This is a genomic window from Wenyingzhuangia sp. IMCC45574 (assembly GCF_054182685.1).
In genome coordinates this window covers 890,525-912,321 of the sequence record NZ_CM135169.1, presented here as the reverse complement: position 1 = coordinate 912,321, position 21,797 = coordinate 890,525, and the positions used below count along the sequence as shown (strand labels likewise).

The following is a 21,797-nucleotide window of genomic DNA, read 5'->3' as shown; positions in this document are numbered from 1 at the left end:
TCTAGATAAATTATGGTAGATGTTTTTTATTTATCGTAATATTGCAATGAAGCAATTAATAAGGATTATGGGAATAGCTAAAACGGAATTTTTTTCAGACAATCAGAATCAAATAGCATTGTTTGCAAAGGTATTTGGTCACCCTGCAAGAGTTGCTATTTTGGAATATTTGTTTGATAAGAATGCTTGCGTTTGTGGAGATTTGGTGAATGAAATTGGTTTGGCACAGCCCACAATATCACAACATTTACGAGAATTAAAACAATTGGGTTTAATTAAAGGAAGTGTAGAGGGAACCAGTGTGTGTTATTGCATAGATAAAGACAAATGGACGGAAATGAAAGAAATTTTGGTGCCATTTTTAGATCAAGATTTAGAGTGCAACGATAGTTGCTGTTAAACAAAATGAATACATTGTTACAGCACGATAAAATAGAATAGATTATGAAGTTATCAGAAGTAAAAAAAACGTTACAGGGTTTAGAAACTATCGCTTTTGAATTACCGAACGGAGATTTAGTACCCGCTCATTTTCATGTAACTGAGGTGGGGAGAGTAGTAAAGAGTTTTATAGATTGTGGTGGAACACTTCGTATGGAGGCAGTAGTAAACTTTCAATTATGGAGTGCCGATGATTACAATCATAGATTACACCCAGAAAAGTTAGCAGGTATTATAGAAATGTCTGAAAAAGTATTAGGAATTGAAGATTCTGAAGTGGAGGTAGAATACCAAGGACAAACAATAGAAAAGTATGGACTAGATTTTAACGGGCAAAACTTTTTGTTGGTAAGTAAGGCTACTGATTGTTTGGCAAAAGACAAATGTGGAATTCCAGAAGAAAAACCTAGAATTAGAGTTTCTACGCAACAAAGTTCATGTACACCAGGAAGCGGGTGTTGCTAATAAAAAACAAAACTAAATAACAAAACAGAATGAACCTATTTGAACAGATTCAACAAACCATTGAATCTCTAGATGTTACTACTATTGCAGAAGATCGTAAGGTAGTTTTACAGTCTTTGGCAGATTTTATAAAAGCAAAATTAGAAGCTAAAGAGACAATTCGTTTAAATTTTATTTGTACACATAATTCAAGAAGAAGCCACTTGTCTCAGGTATGGGCACAAGCTATAGGGGCACACTTTGGAATTAAAGATATGGCAAGTTATTCTGGAGGAACAGAAGCTACGGCTTTGTTTCCATCAGCGGCTGAAGCTCTAGAAAGTGCAGGTTTCCAAATTCAGAAGCTTTCAGAAGAGAAAAATCCGGTGTATAGTATTAAATATGCAGAAAATACGCAGGGACTTATAGGTTTTTCTAAAAAGTTTGACGACACATTTAATCCCGCAAATGGATTTGCAGCCATATTAACTTGTGATAGTGCCAACGAAGCCTGTCCTTTTGTAACAGGATCTGAAAAAAGAATACCAATTACTTTTTTAGACCCTAAAGCATTTGATGGTACTCCACAACAAGCAGAAAAATACCAAGAGAGAAGTTTACAAATAGCCACTGAGTTATTTTGGGTATTCTCTCAAGCGACCGCATAATATTATTTTTGATATTTGTTTTAAAGTCGAAAGTCATTCCGTTTTATAATGGAGTGGCTTTTTTGTTTGGAATAATTATGACTATTGTATTTGTGTTCCAATCTTTAAAGAGGTAATTTTAAAAATAAAAACGATGGATGGTAATCCTTATATTAGTTTAATCCTAGTACTTGTTTTTTGGTTAGGAAGGTATTTATATACAAGATATGAGTCTAAAAAAGGAAACGATGCTTTAGAACAAAGTAGAAAGAATCAATACAAAAAACTATTAGAGGAAAGACAGATTAGAACAAATATAAATCTATATGATGAAAAAAAGTTTTGGAGTTTGATTGATGAGATAAGGATCAAAAGCAAAAATTACGACAAACAATTTTATGGACTTTTAAAAGATAGTTTACTGAAATTTTCATTGGTAGAATTGATTGAAATAGATAATTTGTTATTAAGTTTTTATCACACATTCCTAAATAAAGAGGTTAATGGAGCATCCCAAATAATATTTAAATCAGACGATATTGGTTATACAATATTATTAATGAATTATTTGATCTCTAAAGGGGAGGTTCAATTCAAAAATACATGCTTAAATAACGAGTTATTGGACAAGATAGAAATATCTGAACTGTTGATGATTACCCTAAGAGATATTATTGAGGAAGTTTATGAAATAAAATCACGAAAATTAATTCCAAAAGTCGATAAAGAAAATATTTCTTACCATATATCTAAAAGCTCAATTTATCAAGAGGAAGAATTACCATCTGTCTTTCCAAATTTATGGATGAGATTTACATAAAATTTATTTACAAAAATGTCCAGAGCCATCATAGACATCAACGATTTTACCATTCTGATAGAAAAAGCAGAAGGACAAGAAACCTATTTTGATACTTGTTTTTTTGATGAGCCTATTATTGCCATTGCTTTGTATGGAGAAGGAGATGTGGAATTAACGGTGAAATACGGAGAGCAACAAAAGCAGTTTACGCACACCAAAGGGATGGTGTTGTCTTTTTACGCAGATAGTCAAGTAGCTTTTGAACATCAAATTTCACCCTTAAAACCTTTGGAATGTTTGGTGGTGGCTACAGCCGTTAAAAACCTACAAAACTTGCCCAATGGTGAAGCAGAGATTTTTGGAGAGTTATTAGATCAGCTCGTACACCCTAAAGATCATTATGTAGAGGGTCCTTTGTTTTTGATGACTCCAGAAATGCAACCTATTGTTCACAATATGTTATACAACCCTTACACAGGTAAAACTAAAATTTTATTCTACAAAAGTCAGATAACAACGTTATTGTCACATTTTTTTGGACAGTTGGCATTACAGCAGCAAGAGAAGGTAAACGATAAGGAAAGAACTAAGTTGTTGCAAGCCAAAGAAATTTTAATTAAAAACTTAGACAACCCTCCAAGTTTAAATGAACTTGCCAAAGAGATAGGTTTAAATACTTTTAAACTAAAAAAAGAGTTTAAAGAATTGTTTGGTGTTCCTGTTTTTAAATACCTACAAAACGAACGACTTTTTAAAGCTTATGATTTAATTAAAAATAAAGATTTAAGCATACAAGAAGCTGCATGGAATGTAGGTTATGAAAGTTTGGGGTCTTTTTCCAATGCCTTTGAGAAAAAATTTGGGTACAGACCTAGCCAACTTCAATAAGTTGTTTTTTATTCAGTATAAACTACACGACTTACCAAATCAATAAATAAACATCCAATTCTCCTTTTCGAATAAATCATACTCCTTTTTAGATAAGTAGTTCTTTTATTGTCGTTCTAATTTTGTGTTGTAATTAATAATCAACGTTATGAAACGCAATGCAATAGAGCCTAGAATTCCTTTTTTAGTACTGGTAGTTAGTATAGTTTTTACGGTTTTACTTTCTAATAAAGGAAGTGCAGTAAATGCTCCATCAATTTTATTTTCAGCGGAGCAGTCTTTTCAAAAATCAGTAGAAAATCCTTACCAAAAGCAAGCCTTGTCTATTCTACAAAACAAGTGTAATACTTGTCACAAAAAGCGAAACCCTTTTCTAATTTTTAAAGAAAAGAATATGAATAGACGTGCTAAGAGAATCAAAAAACAAGTTTTTGAATTGAAAAGAATGCCTAAAGAAGGTGGAGTTCCGCTAACTAAAGAAGAATATGGCATTCTAAAATCTTGGATAGAATCACTTTAAAATTAGATATCATGAAAAATTTATTGAAGAGTATTTTGTATGCCATACTTGTATGGCTGTTAGGGGTTAGCTTTTATTTAGCTTCTTTTTATGTACCTGTTATAGAAAACGCAGAATTTCAAGCGAATTTGGTATTGGCAGTAGCAATTATTCCAAGTGCTTGTATAGGGACTTATTTGTTCTACAGAAACAACAGAAAACATCCTTTAGAACTGGCTACTGTTTTTGTTTCTATGGCTGTTCTTTTGGATGTACTAGTTACAGTTCCTGTTTTTGTTATACCAGCAGGTGGAAGTTATTCCGAATTTTTTACAGCCATTTCGTTCTACCTAATAGCGGCTGAATACTTTTTAGTGGTTTGTGTCTTTGGAAAGTATGTAAGCAATAATAGTCTTAAAATTATATAATTATGAAAACGATCATCTTATTTACAGCAATTGCATTAACAGGGTTGTCTGCAGGTTTGTTCTATGCGTGGGAAGTATCTGTTATTCCCGGAACCAAACGTATTAATGATGTTGCTTATATACAAGTAATGCAAAGTATTAACAGGGCAATAATTAATCCTGCTTTTATGATGGTTTTTTTAGGGACCTTTTTTGTACAGCTTTTTTGCTTGTATCAGTACAGAGGGACATCACTTTTTGTGGTGATATTAATTGCAACCCTCGTTTATTTTTTGGGTACCATTCTCGTAACCATTTTAGGAAATGTTCCTTTAAACAATGCATTGGATCTATTGTCACTAGAAAATATATCTATAGCAGAGTTAACAGAGTATAGGACAGAGTACCAAAGTAAGTGGAATTTATATCACAAACTAAGAACGGTTTTTTCTGTACTCTCTTTTGTGGTGTTTTTAATCACTGCTTTTATCAATCAGAACAATTAATTCATTTATAAATCATTTAAAACATAAAATTATGAGTAACATTTTAGTAATTGGAGGAACCGGAAAAACAGGACGTAGAGTCGTAGAAAAATTAAAGAATCACGATGTAAATGTAAGAGTAGGTGCTAGAAGTGCCACTATCCCTTTTGATTGGGAAAACAGAGATACTTGGCCAGCCGTATTAGAAAATATAGATAAAGCCTATGTAACCTATAGTCCAGATTTAGCCATTCCCGGAGCATTAGATAAAATTGAAGCTTTGGTAAAATTGGCCAAAAAACAGGGGCTTAAAAAAATGATTCTGCTTTCTGGTAAAGGGGAGAAGGAAGCTCAGTTGTGTGAGCAAGTATTAATCCATTCAGGTTTGGATTATACCATTGTAAGAGCCAGTTGGTTTATGCAAAATTTTAGCGAAAGTTTCTTTTTAGATGCTTTACAAGTTGGACAAGTAGCCTTGCCTAAACCAGAAGCAAAAGTACCTTATGTAAATGCTGATGATATAGCAGCTGTAGTAGTAGAGGCTTTGTTAGATGATAAGCACAATGGACAGTTATACGAATTAACAGGAAGTAGATTGTTAACTTTTGAGGATGTTGTTAACGAAATTAATTTAACTACAGGTAGAGAGATTCAATTTACAGCTATTCCACACGAAGAGTACATAGCAATGTTAAAAGAGTTTAATGTGCCTGCTGAATATATTTGGCTAATAGACTATTTGTTTACAAATGTATTAGATGCAGAGGGAAATAATGAGATAAGTAATGATATAGAAAATGTATTGGGAAGAAAGCCGATTGACTTTTCTGATTTTGTCAAAGAAACAGCCAAAACAGGAGTTTGGGATGGTGTTGAGGTAAATAAGTAGGTTTTTGTAAAAAAGCCATACTGCTTATGCGGAATGGTTTTTTTACCTACTATTCTAATAATAGGCTTGACTTTTGTTGTTAAAAAAGAGATTAATTATATTGTACTCATAAAAAATAAAAATTCTATGAAGAAAATAATGTCTTTATTGTTGTTGTCTTGTTGTTTACTAGGGTATTCTCAAGACAAGAAAGCTTTGTTAAAAGAACTTTCCGAAAAAGCTTGTAAGTGTATAGATTCCATAGATACAGGGAATAAAACTCCTTTTTTAGTGTCTAGTGAAGTAGGGAATTGTATAGATAAGCAAACTGGGGCTTATCAGATGGGGTCACAAATGCAAGGTGTTTTAGATCAATTAACAGAGTCTACTGATAAGAAAACAAAAAATATTGATGTAGTTATTAATACCAACAAAGAGTCAAAAACATACAAGAGTGCTTATCAAGAGCTTGAAAAGTATTTGTTTACGAATTGCCCTTCAGTAAAAGCTAAAATAGCGAGTAGAGATATGGAAAATAGACATTCCTTGTCTAAGAATAAGAAAGCTTTAAAGTATTACTACAAGGGAATGGATAAGTCCAAAGCAGGAAATCAAAAAAAAGCAATTAAATATTATAAAAAAGCATTGGCTATAGATTCTGTATTTGCTTTTGCTTGGGATAATTTAGGATTGAGTTATAGAAAATTGAACCAATTTGATGAGGCAATATTTGCTTATGAAACATCCATTAGAATTGATCCTAAGGGAAGAATGCCTTTGCAAAATATAGCAGTGGCTTATCAATACAAGAAAGAATATAGTAAAGCAGTAGAGGCATACAAAAAATTAGCAGTTTTAGACCCTGACAATCCAGAGATATATTATGGTGTTGGGAATGTATATGCTCTAAGACTAAACAAACTAGAGGAGGGGTTAGATAATATGTGTAAAGCTTATATTATTTATTCTCAAAATAAATCGCCTTACAGAGTAGATGCAGAAAAAGTGATTGGAATGATTTATAAAAAGATGGAGAAGAATAATGAGTTGGATACTTTTAATAAAATCTTAAAGCAAAATAATATCAATCAGAAATAAAATACTCAACTATGAAAAAGTTCTTATTACTATTTGTTCTATTGTGTTCGATAAACTATTCGTTTGGACAAAACTTCTCAGAGCTTAAAGATTATACATTTAAAACTGCCGAAGAATACAAAACAAAAGATGCAGATGTGCTTAAATGTGCCAATTATCTATTTAATCATCCCGTTAAATATGAAGAACATAATAGGTTAATTGCTTTACAGTTTATTTTTATATGGGCTACAGGTACACCGGATTATACTTTTGATATGGAAGGAAGAATGATGAAATTAACCAAAGGGAATGAAGGTTTATTAGGGTTATACTTTGCAGCTATGTGTAAAGTAGTCCTTGAAAATAATGGAACAAAGCTAAGTAGAGATGAAATTTACAATCAATCTGAAGCTTTATTGGTAGCTTATTGTGCCGATAAGGGTAATAAAATAAAACCTTCTAAGGCTATAAAGAAAATTTTAAAGAAGCAAAAGAAGATGTAGTCTTTATTATTAGATATAATATGCCATCTAAATTAATTAGATGGCATATCATTTTTTGAGGTGATTTATTTAAGTTTTACTTTGTAACAAAATGCATGTTTACCTTTGGAATTTTTAGGAAATGAGAAAGTCATTTTTAATTGTTCTTGTTTCCATTTAATAGGTGTGTTTTCGCCAATAAGTTCTACGCTTTCTATTTCTCTAGTTAAGTGTTCAAAAGCAGTTCCTAATTTTTTAACTACTATTTTATTAGAAGTAGGTTTGTCTAAAACAATTACGTACAAGGTATTGTTGTCTTTACTTCTCGTAAAACGAATATCTTTCTCTGTATAAATTGCCTCCCAGTTTTCGTTAAAGTGTCCATCCTTAGATAGTTTCGTAGGACCTTCTCCAGAAATAATCCAGGGACGGGTATTATAAATAGCTTCTCCATTTATCTTTAACCATTCTCCTATTCCTAATAAGGTTTCTTTTTGATCATTTGGAATGGTACCATCTGGCTTAGGACTAACATCTAATAACAAACACCCATTTTTACTAACAATATCGATTAAAATTTCTATAATGGCTTCTGAAGATCGAGACTTTCTACCATTGTAAAACCATCCTCCCAAAGGAGTATCAGTTAGCCAGGTATCTTCTCTCATACCTGTAGATCTTCCTTTTTCATAATCCAAGACTCCTGCTCTTGGAGGTATGCAAATGTCAAATTTGGTTTTATATGAAATAGCTAAATCCTGTTTTTTAGAACGTGCGTTATTAAGCATTCTAGCAAAAGCTTTTTTCCTAATGTTATCACTTAGTAATTCTAAACCCATATCAAACCATACTAAATCAGGATTGTAATTAACACAAGCTTCTTCTAGTTTTCTAAACCATAAATTTTCATATTCAGCATCAGGGTATTCTGCAAAACTATCACCATCTTCAGAGAATTTATGAGGTCTACAATACAAATCCTCGTTACCAGGAATTCCTCCATCATAGTTATATGAACCAGAGAAGAACCACCAAGAAAAAGCATGATGAAATGTTATTAAGTATTTCATGTTTTTTTTTCTAATCGCTTTTTCCAAATCTCCTACTACATCAATTCCAGCAGTTCGTTTCATGTTCCATCGAGTTACTTTAGAGTCCCATAACATAAAGTTGTCGTGGTGAGTTCCCATAGGTCCACTAAATTTTGCTCCAGCTTTATGAAATAAATCAGCCCATTCCTCTGCATTAAACTTTTTAGGCTGAAAGAGCATAATAAAATCCTTGTAACCAAATTTACTTGGGTGTCCCCACTTTTCTTGGTGTAATTTAAATACTCTAGTAGTGTCTGGTCTGTTAGGTCTTATGGCATTGTTCCAATAGTGTGCTTTTGGTTTGTACATAGCCCAGCCATACCATTCTGTTGTTTTATATTGTGTTGCAGTTACAGCTGGTCCAAAATGTGTATAAATACCAAACTTGGCATCTTTTAACCATTCGGGGGTGCTGTGTTTGGCAATAGAAGGCCATTCTTCTTTAAAGTATTCGGTTGATTTTTTTTGGTTGTTAATTTTAGTTTCACTTACATTTTGAGCATAGAAAACATTGATACTTATAGTATAAAAGCATAAAAATGTAGTGAGTTGTAACATTGTTTTTAAGAATCTTATCATTTAAATAAAAATTGAAGTTAGGTAATGTTTAATTGTTTTAACTTGTTGTAAAACAGTGGTTCAAAGTTATCTTCTGATGTGCTTAAAAGAGAGTGTAACCACTATATTTTAACTATATTTATAGATATAGACGGTTTTAGAGTACTATATTTTTTACTTATTTCAGTTTCTTTGTGTGTATATATCTATACCTAGTAAATGAATTCACATATAAATACAAGCGTTTTATGGTTCTCCTTGATTCTTTTTTGGAATAGTACTATGGGACAAAGTAAAACAAGAATTATTGCAGATAGTTCTTTGTATTCTAAAAAGAATTTTATTTTAAACAAATACAAAATGACTATTCAGCCTAACGATAAGGCTTTTGAATATTTTAAAAATGGAGGAATTTACTTTAAAAGAAAAAAAGATACTTTAAATTATTTAAGGTGTATCGTAAGTTTGTCTGATATTGAAAGGAGAAAGGGGAATTATAACGAATCTTTTGAGTTATTGTTTGATATGTTACCAAGTCTAAAAAGACTTAAAAACCCTCGCCCATTGCAGGAGGCAAATCAAATTTTAGGAATTTTATATGGGATTTATGGAATGGATAGCATTGCCTTAATTCATACAAAACAAGCACATCAAATAGCAAAAAACACCATAAAAAAGAACGATTCTTTAATATCAAGTTACTTAGATGTGGCGGTTAGATATACGGCTATGAAAGCTTATTCGGAAAGTTTATCTTATTTAGATTCTTGCTACTTGGTAAATACTTCTGGACAACGATTGCATTATGTAGATGCCTACTATGGTTATGTGTATACCAAGCTAGGGGAAGTTGTTAAAGCTAAAACTTATTTTAAAGGATTAACTCCCTTTTTTGAATCTGTAGGTAATGAGTTTCAGTTTTCAGTCGATTATTTTTTAGCAGAATATAAAACTCTTGTTAAGCAAAAGGATAGTGCACTATATTATTATCATAAAGCCCTAAAAGGTATAGACTCCCTACGAGTAAATATATCTTTAAAGCCCATAATCTTAAGTAGAGTTTCTTCTGAGTACGCAAATAGGGGAGATCATTCTAAGGCATATGTATTTCTAAAGGAGGCTAAGATAGTGTCGGATAGTTTATTTCATATTCAGAGTGAACAGAATAAAAATTTATTTCGTGTAAAAAATAAATACAGAGATGAGTTTATAGAAATAGAAAAGGAATATGAAGCTCAAGCAAAGCTGCTAAGGCTAACAAAAAAAGCTCAGTTAAGGTTAAAATTAATTTTAGGTGTTCTTTTGGTATTGTTTATTGTTGCTTTTACCTTGTTTAGGGTTGTATCTAAATTAAAACAAGTAAAACAACAGCAAAAGTTAAACAAAGAAAAAAACGAGGCAATTTTAGAGGTGAAAAATAAAGAGTTAACTGCTAGTGCTTTAAAGATTATTGAAAAAGAAATAGCTGTTAAAGAATTGTTAGAGACATTAATGGAACAAGAATCTGTTTTTGATAAAAGCTTATTGAATAAATACAAAATAAAGAATCAAAAAATTTGGGATGACTTTGATCTTAGGTTTACTCAAATTAATGATCGATTTTATGAAAAATTAAGAGAGTTACATCCAGAATTAACTTCTAAAGACCTAAAACACTGTGCCCTAATAAAATTAAACTTTGATAGTAAAGAAATGGCTCAGTTACTAGGTATATCTATAAATAGTGTACATATGGCACGTTCTAGAATTCGTAAGAAAATAGGACTAAAAAGAGAGGACAGTTTGAGTATTTATTTAAGTAAGTTTTAAGGCCCTATTTTTTTAGTAATTAAACACCCCCTGACATCATCAGTCATAATTGCCTTTATTTTTGCTCTAGAATTTATTTTAAAATAAATTAAAAAAAATGCAATATCTCGGAAAAGTTCCGTCTTTAGAATAAAGAACCTTTAATAAAAAGGATTCATGCCATCAGAAACAGAGAATAGTAAAAAGCTTCAAGACTTTTTTGGTAAAGAATACCAAAACCTTAGAGCCTTTGTAAGCAGTAAAATTAGAGATACTGCTAGCAGAGATGCTGAAGATATTATTCAGGATGTTGCTTTGAATTTGTTCGCTGGAGCCGATAGATATGCTCCCATAAACAATGTCGCTGGTTTTGTATATCGTTCTCTTAGAAATAAGATTATAGATATTATGAGAGGTTCATCAACATCGGAAGTTACTATGGAGGATGGTTGGAGTAAATTGTCCGAAGAATTAATGGATGCAGATGAAAATCCTTTTGCAGAAGAAAAAATAACGGTTCTTAAAAAATGTTTGGCCGAGTTAAAACCTGTGTACAGAGATATTATCAAAGCAGTAGATTTTGAAGGTTATTCGTATCAGGAAATTTCAAAACAAACAGGGATTTCACAAGGAACCCTAATGTCTAGAAGGCACAGGGCTATAGGGATTTTGTATAAGCATATAGAAATAGAATTAAAAAACGTAAAGTAGAAATAGTATGACAAATTTTTTAAAACATAAGCTAAGGAAAAAGTCACCACTAGAAATTGTAGGAGCAATTATTTTTGGTGCAATTTTAATCACAGGTTTGGCTATTTTGTTTGGCTATGTAATTATGTGGTTATGGAACTGGTTAATGCCCATGATTTTTGGATTACCAATGTTGACCTTTTGGCAAGCTGTAGGATTGTTTGCACTCTCTAAATTTTTATTAGGAGGTATTGGTGGTTGTGGAGATAAAAAATCGTCTAAAAAGCGTAAATGGAAATGTAAAGAAAAGGAAGAAGACAAGACCGATTTTTCTAAGTGGAAACACTACGATGAATTTTGGGATGAAGAAGGAGAAGAGCGTTACCAAGAATTCTTAGAAAGAAAAAATAACTCAACAAAAAATAACGATAAAGAAAACTAAAAAAAATGATGTTAGCAGTAAATCAAGTATTGTTGATATTTAAAACCAATATCAACACTAAAGAAAAAGTAGAAAGTATTCGTTCTCTAATGGACAACAATCCTTTTGTAGACTGTTGGTCTGTAGATTTGTTAGATGTGGACTGTGTACTACGAATAGAAGCCAACGAAAGTTTAACAGAACTAGAGGTGCAAAGCAGGCTTTTAGCAGAGGGTTTTGATATAAGTCCCTTAGATTACTAAGAGTCTAAAGGAATTGTAATTGGCTAAGGATGGCTTATCTTTGCCACTTAAAGAAAGAAATCAACATGAAGTCTTACGCAACCACTAATAAAGAGGACAAAAAGAAAAATAAAGTAAGTATTGTAACTGCATTTAAAACTATTATTTGGCCAAGAAGAAAACTTGTTTTTATAGGCTTGATATTGATTGTTATTAGTCGTTTAGCAAGTATTATTCTTCCTTGGAAATCTAAAGTTTTAATAGATGATGTAGTTCCTAATAAAGATTATGATTTATTGTATGAAATTCTTTACATGGTAGGGGGAGCTATTGCGTTACAAGCTATCACCTCATTTCTATTAACTAGAATTTTAAGTGTTCAGGCTCAATATTTAATATCTGAATTACGAGCACAAGTACAGAAAAAAGTATTGTCTTTACCCATTAGCTTTTTTGATAATAACAAGTCAGGAGCTTTGGTTTCTAGGATTATGAGTGATGTAGAAGGAGTAAGAAATCTAATAGGTACTGGTTTAGTTCAATTGATAGGTGGTACTATAACTTCTGTAGTTTGTTTGATATGGTTGATTCTTATAAGTTGGCAAATGACTCTTTTTGTATTAGTTCCAGTGAGTATTTTTGGAATTATAGCATTAAAAGCTTTTGGATATATTCGCCCGATTTTTAAAAAACGAACTAAAATTAATGCAGAGGTAAAAGGTAGATTGACTGAGACTTTAGCTGGTGTTAGAGTCATAAAAGCATTCAATGCTGAAGAACAAGAAAATAAAACGTTTGAAAAGGGTGTTGATCTACTATTCCAAAATGTAAAAAAGAGTTTAACAGCTACTGCTTTAATGACAGGTTCATCTACTCTTTTACTCGGGATTGCTTCTACTGGTATTATGGGAATAGGAGGTTATTTAATGATGAAAGAAATAAAACCTTTAACTCCCGGAGATTTTATTCAATTTAACCTGTTTTTAGGTTTCTTGGTAGCTCCAATCATTCAGATGAGTAATATTGGAAGTCAGTTAACAGAGGCTTTGGCTGGTTTGGATAGAACAGAAGAGCTAATGAATATGCAGGCAGAGGAAGACGATGAGAATCGTACAGTTGAGTTAAAAGATTTAAAAGGAGATATTGAATTTAACAATGTGTCTTTTGCTTACGAGGAAAATAAAAATGTATTGCATAATATCAACTTTAAAGCTACGGCAGGTTCTGTAGTTGCCTTGGTTGGGAGTTCAGGTTCTGGAAAGTCAACCATTGCAGGGTTGTCTGCTACTTTTTTAAATCCTTCTTCGGGTACTATAACTATAGATGAGCAAGATATTACCAAAGTAAAATTAGGTTCTTTTAGAAAGCATTTAGGAGTGGTGTTACAAGATGAGTTTTTGTTTGAAGGAACCATTCGCGAAAACATTTTATTCCCAAGACCGAATGCTACAGAGGCTGAATTGGAACAAGCCGTAAAAGCGGCTCATGTAGCTGAGTTTACAGATCGTTTTGAAAAAGGCTTAGATACTTTAATTGGAGAAAGAGGGGTGAAACTTTCTGGAGGTCAAAGACAACGTATTGCTATTGCAAGAGCGATTTTAGCAGATCCTAAGATGATCATTCTAGACGAAGCAACATCGAACTTGGATACTGAAAGCGAAAAGTTAATCCAAGAAAGTTTAAACGAGTTAACAGCCAATAGAACAACGGTTGTAATTGCACACCGTTTGAGTACTATTCGTAAAGCTGATCAGATTTTAGTAATAGAACAAGGGAATATTGTAGAACGAGGTAACCATGACGAGTTAATAGCCAAAGAAGGTCGTTATTTTGACTTGTATACATATCAGGGGAAAATTTAAATAGATATTAGAACGATTCTAAGAACAGTGTAATTGAACAGAGTCGAGATGTGAATATTCTACTATTATTTTGTTCTCGATACTTCGACTTTGCTCTGTACAAGCTGCTCGAACACCAGCTAAATTCTCATAATCTACAACTTATATCCAACCGTATAAAACCCTTTCATTTCAAATTCTTTCCCGTCAAAGTCTAGTTTGGGTTCTGTTATAACTTTTGTGCTGATATTGGTAAAACCACCATTTTTAAAAAGAGCTTCTACATGGTCTGTTTTGTATTTTTCAAATCCGTAATTGGTAAGCTCTAACTGATCCATACATTCTTTAGAGCGGTACGCAACTAAGAGTTTACCAGTAGGTTTTAATACACGTAACAACTCTTGTATGTTTTTTGCTGGATTGGGCCAAAAATACAAGGTGTTGGTAGTAGTAATGGCATCAAAAGTAGCATCTTTAAAAGGTAGTTTCTCTATAGAAGCTTCTTTAAATTTTACACTTCCAATAGCAATATAATCTTCGTTAATTTTACTAGCTTCTTGTACCATAGTTGCAGAAAAATCCACGCCTATATATTGAATGTTGTCTGCCATAGATAGTAGGTCCGCAACAAACAAACCATTTCCCATTCCTATTTCCAAAATATGATTCTCTTGGGTTGGGTTTAAAACTTTGTACGAGTTTAAACAAATGTGTTTATTTCCTTTATTCATCTGTTCTCCCACCTTTTTACCAGTTTCACCATCGGGTTGTCTTAGGTGTTTTGCTAGTTCTTTAGGAGATAATTTATCTGAGTTGAATTCTTCTGCCATTGTCGTATTGTTTAGGAGGTAGTGTAATGCTCTTTACCACAGCAGTGCTTAAATTTAAGACCACTGCCACAAGGACATTTTTCATTACGACCAATTTCTTTTCTATGTTGTTTTAATTTTTTAGAAACCATTTTTTGCTGAAAGATACTTTCCAATTGCTTGTAGAGCTCTGGATGCTTTTTTTGTAGCAATTTAGGACGTTCAAAAAAGTATTCACTTGCTACGGAAAAGAACTCAGCTCTATTGGTTCCTCCATAAGGGTTAATGTCTGATTCTCCTTCGTGAATCTCATCGATTTTTTTCTGAATCAAATCAATCCAAGGCAAGGTGAATTCTTTTTCTAGCAATACAGAGGGAATTCCGTCTATCTTACCATCCGATTTGTCTATCAAATGAATAAATTCGTGAATGGCTGTATTTCTTTTATCTGTTTCGTTGTCAAATCCTAGTTTTAAGGCTTCTTTAGATAAAATCATGAGACCTTCCATATAGCCATAGCCCACCATTCCCAAAATATTTCTATCCGCTCCCTGGGTTTGGAATTCACGATTAAAACTAGTAGGATACACTAGTACTTCTTTAATGTTGGTGTATTTCCAGTCTTTAAAACCGAAAATAGGAATTACTGCACTTGCGGCTATTAAAACTCTGTCTATTTCTTCTATATCTGTTCTAATTCCGGTAATCCTACAGTTTAATAGAAACTCATGGACCTTATATTCAAATAGTTCTTTTTGTTCTGTATTAAGAGCGTTGTAAAAGTTTACTTCTTCTTTTAGAATGGCTCTCCAAATAGGAGGAAACTCTCTTTGTGGAGTTTTCCATTTGTTTTTTTGTAGTGTGGTATAGTAATTAGCAATGCTATAAATAGTTGCTGCTAGAATTAAAAAAAGAAATAAGTTCATTTATTTTAGCTATTGCTTTTTAACAAGTTGTTGGTAATAGCTTCTTATTTCTCTAAAAACAGTTCTATTTAATTTTTTCTCGTAGCTGTTTAAAGTATCAATTTCGTTGAGCATAATTTCTAACTTTTTTATAGCTAAATCTATGTTTTCGTTTGTTTCTAAATATTTAGCATATTCCAAACGTAAATTGTAATTAGAATAACGCATGTCCATTTCATCAAATAACTCTGTGGCTTTTTTAGGGGAACCATTGTAATGATAAGACCAAGCTAAAGCTACTTTTTCTTTAGAGTTTTTAAATTCAGTTTCGCTTACAATTTGCTGTCCATAGGTAATAGCTTTGTCGTAATTACCATTTAAATAATACGCATTTACCAGAGTCATTAACAGGTGTATGTCGTCTTTATGAATTCCATGTAGACATTCTTCTAAAAGCGTATGTGCTTTGGTGTAGTCTCCTTTGTCTATATATGCTTCTGCCAGTGTAATTCTATTCGCAACGGTATCAGAAAAAGACAAATCCTTTTCTAACTGATCTATTTTATAATTACTATTCAGCGTACTTTTAACTCCCTCGGCAACAAATTTTACGTTTCTACTGCTGTAAAATGTCTGATATAAATAAAACAAACAACCTAAAATAGGCACAAAAAAGATAATAAAGAACCATTTTTGGTCGTCTTTTCTGGTGTATACATTGTATAAACAGAAAGCTTGCAGCAGTAAAACAGGTGTGTAATATCCAAACATAACAATGGGTTGTAAAAGCAATTTGTTGGGTTAAAAATACAAATAGCAACAGTTTATACAAATAGGAGTATCAATTAATTTAAAAGAAAGCTCCCTTAGGTAAAGGAAGCTTTCTTTTTGTTGTTAAGGGATTATAATTTTAAATGGTTCGGTACCATTAATAATACCATAATACAGTCCTTTAGGTAGATAATCAAACCTTAAGGATTCTTTACTTTGAGTTATTTTTTTAGAGAGTACCAATTGTCCAAGACTATTGTATAGTAATAGTTCTTTAGGAGTATCTATAATAACATTTTCGTTGTTGTCAAAATTAATGGTTATTGTCTCTAAATTTTGAGTTTGACTGCTTAAACTAGCATCCTCAACAGAAATTGTACAAACAGTTCCGTAGTTACTAGTTGCTCCTCCAACAGTAGTTCTAACAGAAACTTGGTAATCTCCTTCTTGTGTAATAGGTTGTGACAGCCAAACCAATCTAAAGTTGTCGTTTGTTCTTACTACGGTAGAACTATATCCTATAGCTGTATTTTCTACTAAAAATTCATAAGATTCTGCCATAGGTACTTTCTCAGCAAATAAGGTTTGAGACAAGCCAACTTGTGTAGCATTACAACTCGTAGAAGTTAAGTTTGTTAACGGATGGTCTATAGTTGTAATGTTACATGGTGCTCCATAAGCAACACTGGTACCTATTACTGTTCCAACAGAAATCTCGTAGGTAGTTCCGTAAGACATTCCACCAACATCTTTTACTTTAAAGAATCTAGAAGTAGTTTCGTAAGTAGTTTCAAAAGGAATGGAATTGTTTTGAATTAAGAAACGGTATGCTTCCGCTTGTGGTACATTGTTTGCCCAAATAATATCGTTGTGACCAACATTGGTTTTACCACATTGCCAACTTGCAATTTGAGTAGTAGGAATGGCTAATGTTTCTATAGTACAGCTATTACCTGTAGCGTCTATAATAGGAGTAAAGGCTTTTACACTAATATTGTAAGTTGTTCCTCTTTCTAAAGGGTTTGGTAAATTCTTTGGTTTAAAGAAACGATCGTAAATAGTAATTGTTTCATTATAATTGGTAGCTGTATTAGAAACGGTTACCTCAAATTTTTCTACTCCTGGAATTTCATTTATCCAGATAAGAGTTTCATCAATAACCTTTGAGGCTCCACAACTAGTGTTAGCTAACTGAGCAACAGAAGACAAGTCTTTTAAAGTAACTGTACAAGTAGCCCCCCAAGGCCCTGGATTCCCTCCTAAATCAATTCCTCTAACTTTAATAGCATAACTACAGTTGTAGTAAATAGTAGCATTACTTTGTGCCAAATTAAAATGGTCTAAAGTGGTCTGAATCGTAAATGTTTCGTTAGTTGTGTTGTTGGTAACATGGTATTCATATGCAGAAACTGCATCTAATCTTTCTGCCCAAAGTTCTTGTGTTGGAGACCAATTAGTGGCATTACAATACGTACTAGTTAACTGTGTAATAGGTAAAGTTTCTGTAGTTACAGTACAAACTGTTCCGTAGTTGGTTTGCTCAATTCCGTTAACAATAGCAGCTACTTTTACTTTGTAGTTAGTACCATAGGTGACATTGGCTATATCTTTAAACTTAAAGAATCTTACATCGGTTTTTAGTGCTGTAATTTCTCCAGTATTTTCATTTTCTATGTTGAATAGATATGAGGATGCATTTGGGACAGCATTGGCCCATACCAAAGCATTCATGTCTACAGATGTGTTACCACAAAGGTTGGTGGTTAAATTAGTGGTAGGTAAAGCAGGATTTATAATTAATTCGTGCTCGTAAGCACCTATGTCACTTGTTCCTTCTATAATTCTAGATTTTCCTTCAAAATCAAAAGGAATAGCAAAATTCTGAATGTTATGTCCTGTGTTTTTTAAAGGAGAGCTATCTCTTAAACGAAAATCTTTTTGAATGGTATCAACAAATTGAATGGTAGAAAGAGGTACATTCATTAGATTAGCAGTACTATCTATTTGTTGGTTCCTAGCAATGTATAAATAGTCTTTGTTACTATTAAAATAGGTTTCTTCTGAGTTTAGAATTATGTTGTTATAAAAGTAATCGGTAGCTCCATCCTTAAAATTGATCATTCTAATACCAAAGCTTTTTGTATTGATTACCGTATTATGCATAAAACGATAACTTCCTCTACCAGTACTTGCTCCCGAGTCGTTTGCGTAAATTCCTACAGCCCCAGTATTTAAAACAATATTGTTGTATATAGAAACATCTCCAATACCCTTAATTTCTATTCCCATTCCTGTACCAGTATCAACTAGGTTGTTATAAATTTTCCCTACTGATTCAATTCCTAAATGGATTCCCGTATTTTGGAAAATCTCGTTTTCTAATCCATAATTGGTAATTTTGTTTTCGTAGATTTCACAATCCTGACTCACTCTGTTTACTTGTATACCGTCCCAACCAGTATTATTGGTAGTTACATTGTAAATTTTTAATCCTTCTATCAAATGAGGATAAACGGTTTCACCATCACAGGTTACAGGATTACCCGTATATCCAACATAAATTCCTTCTGCCGCAACATCGTGAATGTTTAAATCGTGAAAGGATAAGTTTTTAGCAACGAAATTTCTTCTCCAGTTTTCAGGTTTATAACAAAGCGGGTCTGCTTTGGCAATAATACCTGCAAAAGGAGTATTGGTAATTTCTAAATGATCTACTTCGTAATCTGAGGAAGTAGATTCTATAGCCAATCCACTAGGAGCAGCATCGGTTCTGATAGGGGAGTCTACATCTATCAAGATTCCGAATTCATAATTTGCATCTCCAGTTCCTGTTAATTGAAAAAACTTACTGTTTAGTATATGTAAAGAATGGAAATAAGGATGATATCCAATTCTTACCAAACCACCACAGTTTTTAAAAATTACTTTGTTTGTTGAGCTTCCACTAATGTTTTTAAGTGTTAGGTTGCTATAAGTACCTGCTTGTATACATACTGTATCTCCTGACTGAATAGGTAAATAGAGTTCGTTGCTTTGTAGGCTATTTAAATCACCATTAACGACTGTTGTACCTAGGGGGATAGTATGATTACAGTTACAATTTTGCGCGTTTACTGTTATTAAGGTACTAGTTGTCATAAAAACCAGTACAAACAGTTTTCTAAGATTGGTGTTGAATCTTTTTTTCATGTTTCGTTTGTATAGATTAGATGTATTGATAAAGGTAAAAGAGCACTTAATGCCCTTTTAAAGTGTTTTCATCAGTTGTTTTAAGTTGTCGATAGTATTGAGGTATGTAATAGCATATAATAAATCAGACCTTAAAAATACGAATCAGAGGAGGTTAAAAAAGAATTTTACGTTAACAATAGGTAAAGCCTATTTGCGAGCCATATATTTTTTTATAAAAAAAAGAGGGGGTAGCTAATATATCTCCTGTCTTAGAGGTAACAAAACATTAAGTATGAAAAACGTTAGAAATAGAATTTATTGTATTGTCCTGTTAACTTTTTTTTCGGTAATGACCAATGCTCAGGTTTTTAAAGAGAAGTTTGATGCTGGAATTCCAAACACATGGGCGGTTTTTGATAATGGTGTAGGTACAGGATTGCATTGGAATATATGGAAATATGGTACTCCAGGTAGTAATGTAGCATATATTATGTACGATTGTACAGTTTCTACCGATGCAGAAGATTGGTTGGTAACTCCTTTAATAACCCCTAATTTGGAAGAACATTTCTTAAAATTTGATCAAGGAGATCCAGATTGGGGAGATTTTGGTTCTAAAATGAGTATTCGTATTTCTACCAGCTCGCAAACAGACAAAGCAAGTTTTACAACTATTTATGAGCAAGGAGAAAAAGTATTAACTCCTTTTTTAGCGTTGCAAGAAATAGATTTAAGTGCTTATATAGATACTCCTATTTACATTGCTTTTGTAATGACTCAAAACTGTGGAGATAGATGGTTGATAGACAATGTAGAGGTTGCTACTAGAGGTAGAACTACCGAAACGAAAAGCCATGCTGCCGTAGATGCAAAGTTTGAAGCAATTATGGTAGCAAGAGGTTATGATTATTGGCCCAATGGTGTTTTTGGACCCAATGCTAAAGTTGCTAACATTAAAAGTTTAGACCTGTCTAATGAAAACTTACAGAGTTTAGAAGGAATAGAGCATTTTACTGCTTTGGAAAGTTTAACCGCTAAAAACAATCATTTAGAAATAGTTGATCTGTCTAAAAACAAAAACTTAAAGTATGTAAACTTAGAATACAATCAATTAAAATCGTTGCACGTTCATAAAAACACTCAATTAGAAGAGTTGTATTTAAAAGGAAACAAATTAAAAGAAATAGCCTTAGACAGTACTCCTAATTTAAAGTCTTTAGAACTAATGTACAACCAAATAGAAACGTTAGACCTAAGGTACAATAGAAATTTAGAGTACGTAGGAGTAAAAGAGAATGGTACGCTACAACATTTGTTATTGGCAAGAAATAATAATTTAAAACAATTGATAGCTGGATTTAACGCCTTACAAACCATAGATCTGTCCAATTCGTTACAGCTAAAAGAATTAGAGTTAAACGATAATAACTTAACAGGGTACATAGATTTAACTCCTTACACACAACTAGAAGCCTATAACTTATGTAATAACAATTTAGATGCATACCCTGGAGATCAATGCAAAGGAGGATACCCCGCCCCAACACCCATCCCCACCCAATTCTCTACCTTAGAAGCCTACATGGTTTTTAAAGGTTGGGATTTGGACGGTGTAGCAAACGGAAGTATTGTAGCCAGTAGAGATGTACCTATACAAACCACTTTAAGCTTGTCTGGGGTAGGTTTAACCGATGTAACTGGAATAGCTGAGTTTGTAGCGTTGGAAGAACTGTTTTTAGGAGGAAACAACCTTAAAACGATAGATATAAGCAGAAACAAGGCCTTAACAACACTAAGTGTTAAAGGAAACCAGTTAACGAATTTAGATTTAACAGCCAATACTCGTGTAAGCTACGTAGAAGCACAAACAAATCAATTGGATAGTTTGCGCATAGGACAACAAAACGCATTAAAAACACTGTATATACAAACCAATAAGCTTACCACTCTAGCACTAAGCCAAGCAATTCATTTAGAAACGTTAAATGCATCTACAAACCAATTAATGGGGACTTTAGATTTAAGTAAAAATACCAAGTTACATAGCTTGTTGTTAGCGAACAATGCGTTAGAAATATTACAAGTAAAGAATACACAAAATCGTTTGATTACCAACAACAATTTTAACATTCGTAGCAACCCAAATCTAAGCTGTGTAGTGGTAGATGATGTAGGTTTTAGTAAAAATACGTGGGTAGGTTATGTAGAAGATAGCAGTGTGTTTACCACTAATGAAGATTGTAGAAAATCTGTGACTTCACCCGATGAAGACTTAAAGATAATAAACAACCAAATTCAAATGTCTACAAGAATTGTAAAGCTCCAAATATTTACACAATCTGGGGTAATAGTACCCAACAAAAACCTACAAGGACTCTACTTTGTGAAGATGATAGATGTAGACGGTTTTGCTACCGTTAGAAGAATTATAGTAGAATAATTGTTGTCTTAATTATTGCAAAGAACC

Annotated in this window: 22 protein-coding genes; 17 read left to right on the top strand and 5 right to left on the bottom strand. The window is 32.6% G+C overall.

Features of this window, described 5'->3' with window-relative positions; all coding sequences use genetic code 11:
- The first annotated feature begins 67 nt into the window (after positions 1-67).
- From ACXHHC_RS04035 to ACXHHC_RS03985, 11 genes are all read left to right on the top strand, one after another.
- On the top strand, positions 68-400 hold the full coding sequence (locus tag ACXHHC_RS04035; RefSeq protein WP_458229220.1) for an ArsR/SmtB family transcription factor: 333 nt from the start codon (positions 68-70) through the stop codon (positions 398-400).
- Between the two features lie 44 nt (positions 401-444).
- Entirely contained in the window at positions 445-906 is a 462-nt protein-coding gene (locus ACXHHC_RS04030) for a DUF6428 family protein (protein ID WP_458228372.1), read from the top strand.
- Positions 907-935: 29 nt separating this feature from the next.
- Positions 936-1,553 (top strand): protein-tyrosine-phosphatase, encoded by a 618-nt coding sequence (locus ACXHHC_RS04025; protein ID WP_458228371.1) that lies wholly within the window; start codon positions 936-938, stop codon positions 1,551-1,553.
- Positions 1,554-1,686: 133 nt separating this feature from the next.
- Positions 1,687-2,352, top strand: coding sequence for a hypothetical protein (locus ACXHHC_RS04020; protein WP_458228370.1), 666 nt, complete (start codon positions 1,687-1,689; stop codon positions 2,350-2,352).
- A 15-nt stretch (positions 2,353-2,367) separates the two neighbouring features.
- Positions 2,368-3,222 (top strand): helix-turn-helix domain-containing protein, encoded by an 855-nt coding sequence (locus ACXHHC_RS04015; RefSeq protein WP_458228369.1) that lies wholly within the window; start codon positions 2,368-2,370, stop codon positions 3,220-3,222.
- Positions 3,223-3,370: 148 nt separating this feature from the next.
- On the top strand, positions 3,371-3,742 hold the full coding sequence (locus ACXHHC_RS04010) for a hypothetical protein (RefSeq protein ID WP_458228368.1): 372 nt from the start codon (positions 3,371-3,373) through the stop codon (positions 3,740-3,742).
- A gap of 11 nt (positions 3,743-3,753) precedes the next feature.
- The gene (locus tag ACXHHC_RS04005) at positions 3,754-4,149 is read left to right on the top strand and encodes a DUF5367 family protein (protein WP_458228367.1); all 396 of its coding nucleotides are present in this window, start codon (positions 3,754-3,756) and stop codon (positions 4,147-4,149) included.
- A 2-nt stretch (positions 4,150-4,151) separates the two neighbouring features.
- Entirely contained in the window at positions 4,152-4,634 is a 483-nt protein-coding gene (locus ACXHHC_RS04000) for an anthrone oxygenase family protein (RefSeq protein WP_458228366.1), read from the top strand.
- Between the two features lie 31 nt (positions 4,635-4,665).
- Positions 4,666-5,502 carry an NmrA family NAD(P)-binding protein gene (locus tag ACXHHC_RS03995; protein ID WP_458228365.1) on the top strand — a complete coding sequence of 279 codons (837 nt, stop codon included), beginning with the start codon at positions 4,666-4,668 and terminating at the stop codon, positions 5,500-5,502.
- Positions 5,503-5,628: 126 nt separating this feature from the next.
- On the top strand, positions 5,629-6,579 hold the full coding sequence (locus ACXHHC_RS03990) for a tetratricopeptide repeat protein (RefSeq protein ID WP_458228364.1): 951 nt from the start codon (positions 5,629-5,631) through the stop codon (positions 6,577-6,579).
- A gap of 11 nt (positions 6,580-6,590) precedes the next feature.
- Entirely contained in the window at positions 6,591-7,064 is a 474-nt protein-coding gene (locus tag ACXHHC_RS03985; protein WP_458228363.1) for a hypothetical protein, read from the top strand.
- 65 nt (positions 7,065-7,129) lie between these two features.
- Here ACXHHC_RS03985 and ACXHHC_RS03980 read toward each other — a convergent pair whose 3' ends face one another.
- A complete protein-coding gene (locus tag ACXHHC_RS03980) occupies positions 7,130-8,692 on the bottom strand; it encodes an alpha-L-fucosidase (RefSeq protein ID WP_458228362.1) in 1,563 nt (520 codons plus the stop codon).
- A 219-nt stretch (positions 8,693-8,911) separates the two neighbouring features.
- Between ACXHHC_RS03980 and ACXHHC_RS03975 the strand changes: the two genes are divergently transcribed.
- The 5 genes from ACXHHC_RS03975 (at position 8,912) to ACXHHC_RS03955 (ending at position 13,695) form a co-directional block, all read left to right on the top strand.
- Positions 8,912-10,501 carry a helix-turn-helix transcriptional regulator gene (locus ACXHHC_RS03975; RefSeq protein WP_458228361.1) on the top strand — a complete coding sequence of 530 codons (1,590 nt, stop codon included), beginning with the start codon at positions 8,912-8,914 and terminating at the stop codon, positions 10,499-10,501.
- A 156-nt stretch (positions 10,502-10,657) separates the two neighbouring features.
- The gene (locus tag ACXHHC_RS03970; protein ID WP_458228360.1) at positions 10,658-11,191 is read left to right on the top strand and encodes an RNA polymerase sigma factor; all 534 of its coding nucleotides are present in this window, start codon (positions 10,658-10,660) and stop codon (positions 11,189-11,191) included.
- A gap of 7 nt (positions 11,192-11,198) precedes the next feature.
- Positions 11,199-11,612: a hypothetical protein gene (locus ACXHHC_RS03965; RefSeq protein ID WP_458228359.1), complete on the top strand. Its 414-nt coding sequence runs from the start codon at positions 11,199-11,201 to the stop codon at positions 11,610-11,612.
- 5 nt (positions 11,613-11,617) lie between these two features.
- The gene (locus ACXHHC_RS03960; protein WP_458228358.1) at positions 11,618-11,854 is read left to right on the top strand and encodes a hypothetical protein; all 237 of its coding nucleotides are present in this window, start codon (positions 11,618-11,620) and stop codon (positions 11,852-11,854) included.
- A 65-nt stretch (positions 11,855-11,919) separates the two neighbouring features.
- Positions 11,920-13,695, top strand: coding sequence for an ABC transporter ATP-binding protein (locus tag ACXHHC_RS03955; protein WP_458228357.1), 1,776 nt, complete (start codon positions 11,920-11,922; stop codon positions 13,693-13,695).
- 134 nt (positions 13,696-13,829) lie between these two features.
- On the opposite strand, the gene ACXHHC_RS03950 is transcribed toward ACXHHC_RS03955, so the two are convergent.
- From ACXHHC_RS03950 to ACXHHC_RS03935, 4 genes are all read right to left on the bottom strand, one after another.
- The gene (locus ACXHHC_RS03950) at positions 13,830-14,504 is read right to left on the bottom strand and encodes a class I SAM-dependent methyltransferase (RefSeq protein ID WP_458228356.1); all 675 of its coding nucleotides are present in this window, start codon (positions 14,502-14,504) and stop codon (positions 13,830-13,832) included.
- 11 nt (positions 14,505-14,515) lie between these two features.
- Complete coding sequence (locus tag ACXHHC_RS03945) at positions 14,516-15,409, bottom strand: zinc-dependent peptidase (protein WP_458228355.1); 894 nt, start codon at positions 15,407-15,409, stop codon at positions 14,516-14,518.
- A 9-nt stretch (positions 15,410-15,418) separates the two neighbouring features.
- Positions 15,419-16,159, bottom strand: a complete 741-nt coding sequence (locus ACXHHC_RS03940; protein ID WP_458228354.1) for a tetratricopeptide repeat protein — start codon at positions 16,157-16,159, stop codon at positions 15,419-15,421.
- 123 nt (positions 16,160-16,282) lie between these two features.
- Positions 16,283-19,348, bottom strand: a complete 3,066-nt coding sequence (locus ACXHHC_RS03935) for a right-handed parallel beta-helix repeat-containing protein (protein WP_458228353.1) — start codon at positions 19,346-19,348, stop codon at positions 16,283-16,285.
- Positions 19,349-19,622: 274 nt separating this feature from the next.
- Between ACXHHC_RS03935 and ACXHHC_RS03930 the strand changes: the two genes are divergently transcribed.
- Positions 19,623-21,770: a choice-of-anchor J domain-containing protein gene (locus ACXHHC_RS03930; protein WP_458228352.1), complete on the top strand. Its 2,148-nt coding sequence runs from the start codon at positions 19,623-19,625 to the stop codon at positions 21,768-21,770.
- Positions 21,771-21,797 lie beyond the last annotated feature (27 nt).

What these genes read in the sequence shown, in the direction of transcription:
- ACXHHC_RS04035 (WP_458229220.1), top strand. Translation starts at nt 68, where the DNA reads ATGGGAATAGCTAAAACGGAATTTTTTTCAGACAATCAGAATCAAATA.
- ACXHHC_RS04030 (WP_458228372.1), top strand. Translation starts at nt 445, where the DNA reads ATGAAGTTATCAGAAGTAAAAAAAACGTTACAGGGTTTAGAAACTATC.
- ACXHHC_RS04025 (WP_458228371.1), top strand. Translation starts at nt 936, where the DNA reads ATGAACCTATTTGAACAGATTCAACAAACCATTGAATCTCTAGATGTT.
- ACXHHC_RS04020 (WP_458228370.1), top strand. Translation starts at nt 1,687, where the DNA reads ATGGATGGTAATCCTTATATTAGTTTAATCCTAGTACTTGTTTTTTGG.
- ACXHHC_RS04015 (WP_458228369.1), top strand. Translation starts at nt 2,368, where the DNA reads ATGTCCAGAGCCATCATAGACATCAACGATTTTACCATTCTGATAGAA.
- ACXHHC_RS04010 (WP_458228368.1), top strand. Translation starts at nt 3,371, where the DNA reads ATGAAACGCAATGCAATAGAGCCTAGAATTCCTTTTTTAGTACTGGTA.
- ACXHHC_RS04005 (WP_458228367.1), top strand. Translation starts at nt 3,754, where the DNA reads ATGAAAAATTTATTGAAGAGTATTTTGTATGCCATACTTGTATGGCTG.
- ACXHHC_RS04000 (WP_458228366.1), top strand. Translation starts at nt 4,152, where the DNA reads ATGAAAACGATCATCTTATTTACAGCAATTGCATTAACAGGGTTGTCT.
- ACXHHC_RS03995 (WP_458228365.1), top strand. Translation starts at nt 4,666, where the DNA reads ATGAGTAACATTTTAGTAATTGGAGGAACCGGAAAAACAGGACGTAGA.
- ACXHHC_RS03990 (WP_458228364.1), top strand. Translation starts at nt 5,629, where the DNA reads ATGAAGAAAATAATGTCTTTATTGTTGTTGTCTTGTTGTTTACTAGGG.
- ACXHHC_RS03985 (WP_458228363.1), top strand. Translation starts at nt 6,591, where the DNA reads ATGAAAAAGTTCTTATTACTATTTGTTCTATTGTGTTCGATAAACTAT.
- ACXHHC_RS03980 (WP_458228362.1), bottom strand. Translation starts at nt 8,692, where the DNA reads ATGTTACAACTCACTACATTTTTATGCTTTTATACTATAAGTATCAAT.
- ACXHHC_RS03975 (WP_458228361.1), top strand. Translation starts at nt 8,912, where the DNA reads ATGAATTCACATATAAATACAAGCGTTTTATGGTTCTCCTTGATTCTT.
- ACXHHC_RS03970 (WP_458228360.1), top strand. Translation starts at nt 10,658, where the DNA reads ATGCCATCAGAAACAGAGAATAGTAAAAAGCTTCAAGACTTTTTTGGT.
- ACXHHC_RS03965 (WP_458228359.1), top strand. Translation starts at nt 11,199, where the DNA reads ATGACAAATTTTTTAAAACATAAGCTAAGGAAAAAGTCACCACTAGAA.
- ACXHHC_RS03960 (WP_458228358.1), top strand. Translation starts at nt 11,618, where the DNA reads ATGATGTTAGCAGTAAATCAAGTATTGTTGATATTTAAAACCAATATC.
- ACXHHC_RS03955 (WP_458228357.1), top strand. Translation starts at nt 11,920, where the DNA reads ATGAAGTCTTACGCAACCACTAATAAAGAGGACAAAAAGAAAAATAAA.
- ACXHHC_RS03950 (WP_458228356.1), bottom strand. Translation starts at nt 14,504, where the DNA reads ATGGCAGAAGAATTCAACTCAGATAAATTATCTCCTAAAGAACTAGCA.
- ACXHHC_RS03945 (WP_458228355.1), bottom strand. Translation starts at nt 15,409, where the DNA reads ATGAACTTATTTCTTTTTTTAATTCTAGCAGCAACTATTTATAGCATT.
- ACXHHC_RS03940 (WP_458228354.1), bottom strand. Translation starts at nt 16,159, where the DNA reads ATGTTTGGATATTACACACCTGTTTTACTGCTGCAAGCTTTCTGTTTA.
- ACXHHC_RS03935 (WP_458228353.1), bottom strand. Translation starts at nt 19,348, where the DNA reads ATGAAAAAAAGATTCAACACCAATCTTAGAAAACTGTTTGTACTGGTT.
- ACXHHC_RS03930 (WP_458228352.1), top strand. Translation starts at nt 19,623, where the DNA reads ATGAAAAACGTTAGAAATAGAATTTATTGTATTGTCCTGTTAACTTTT.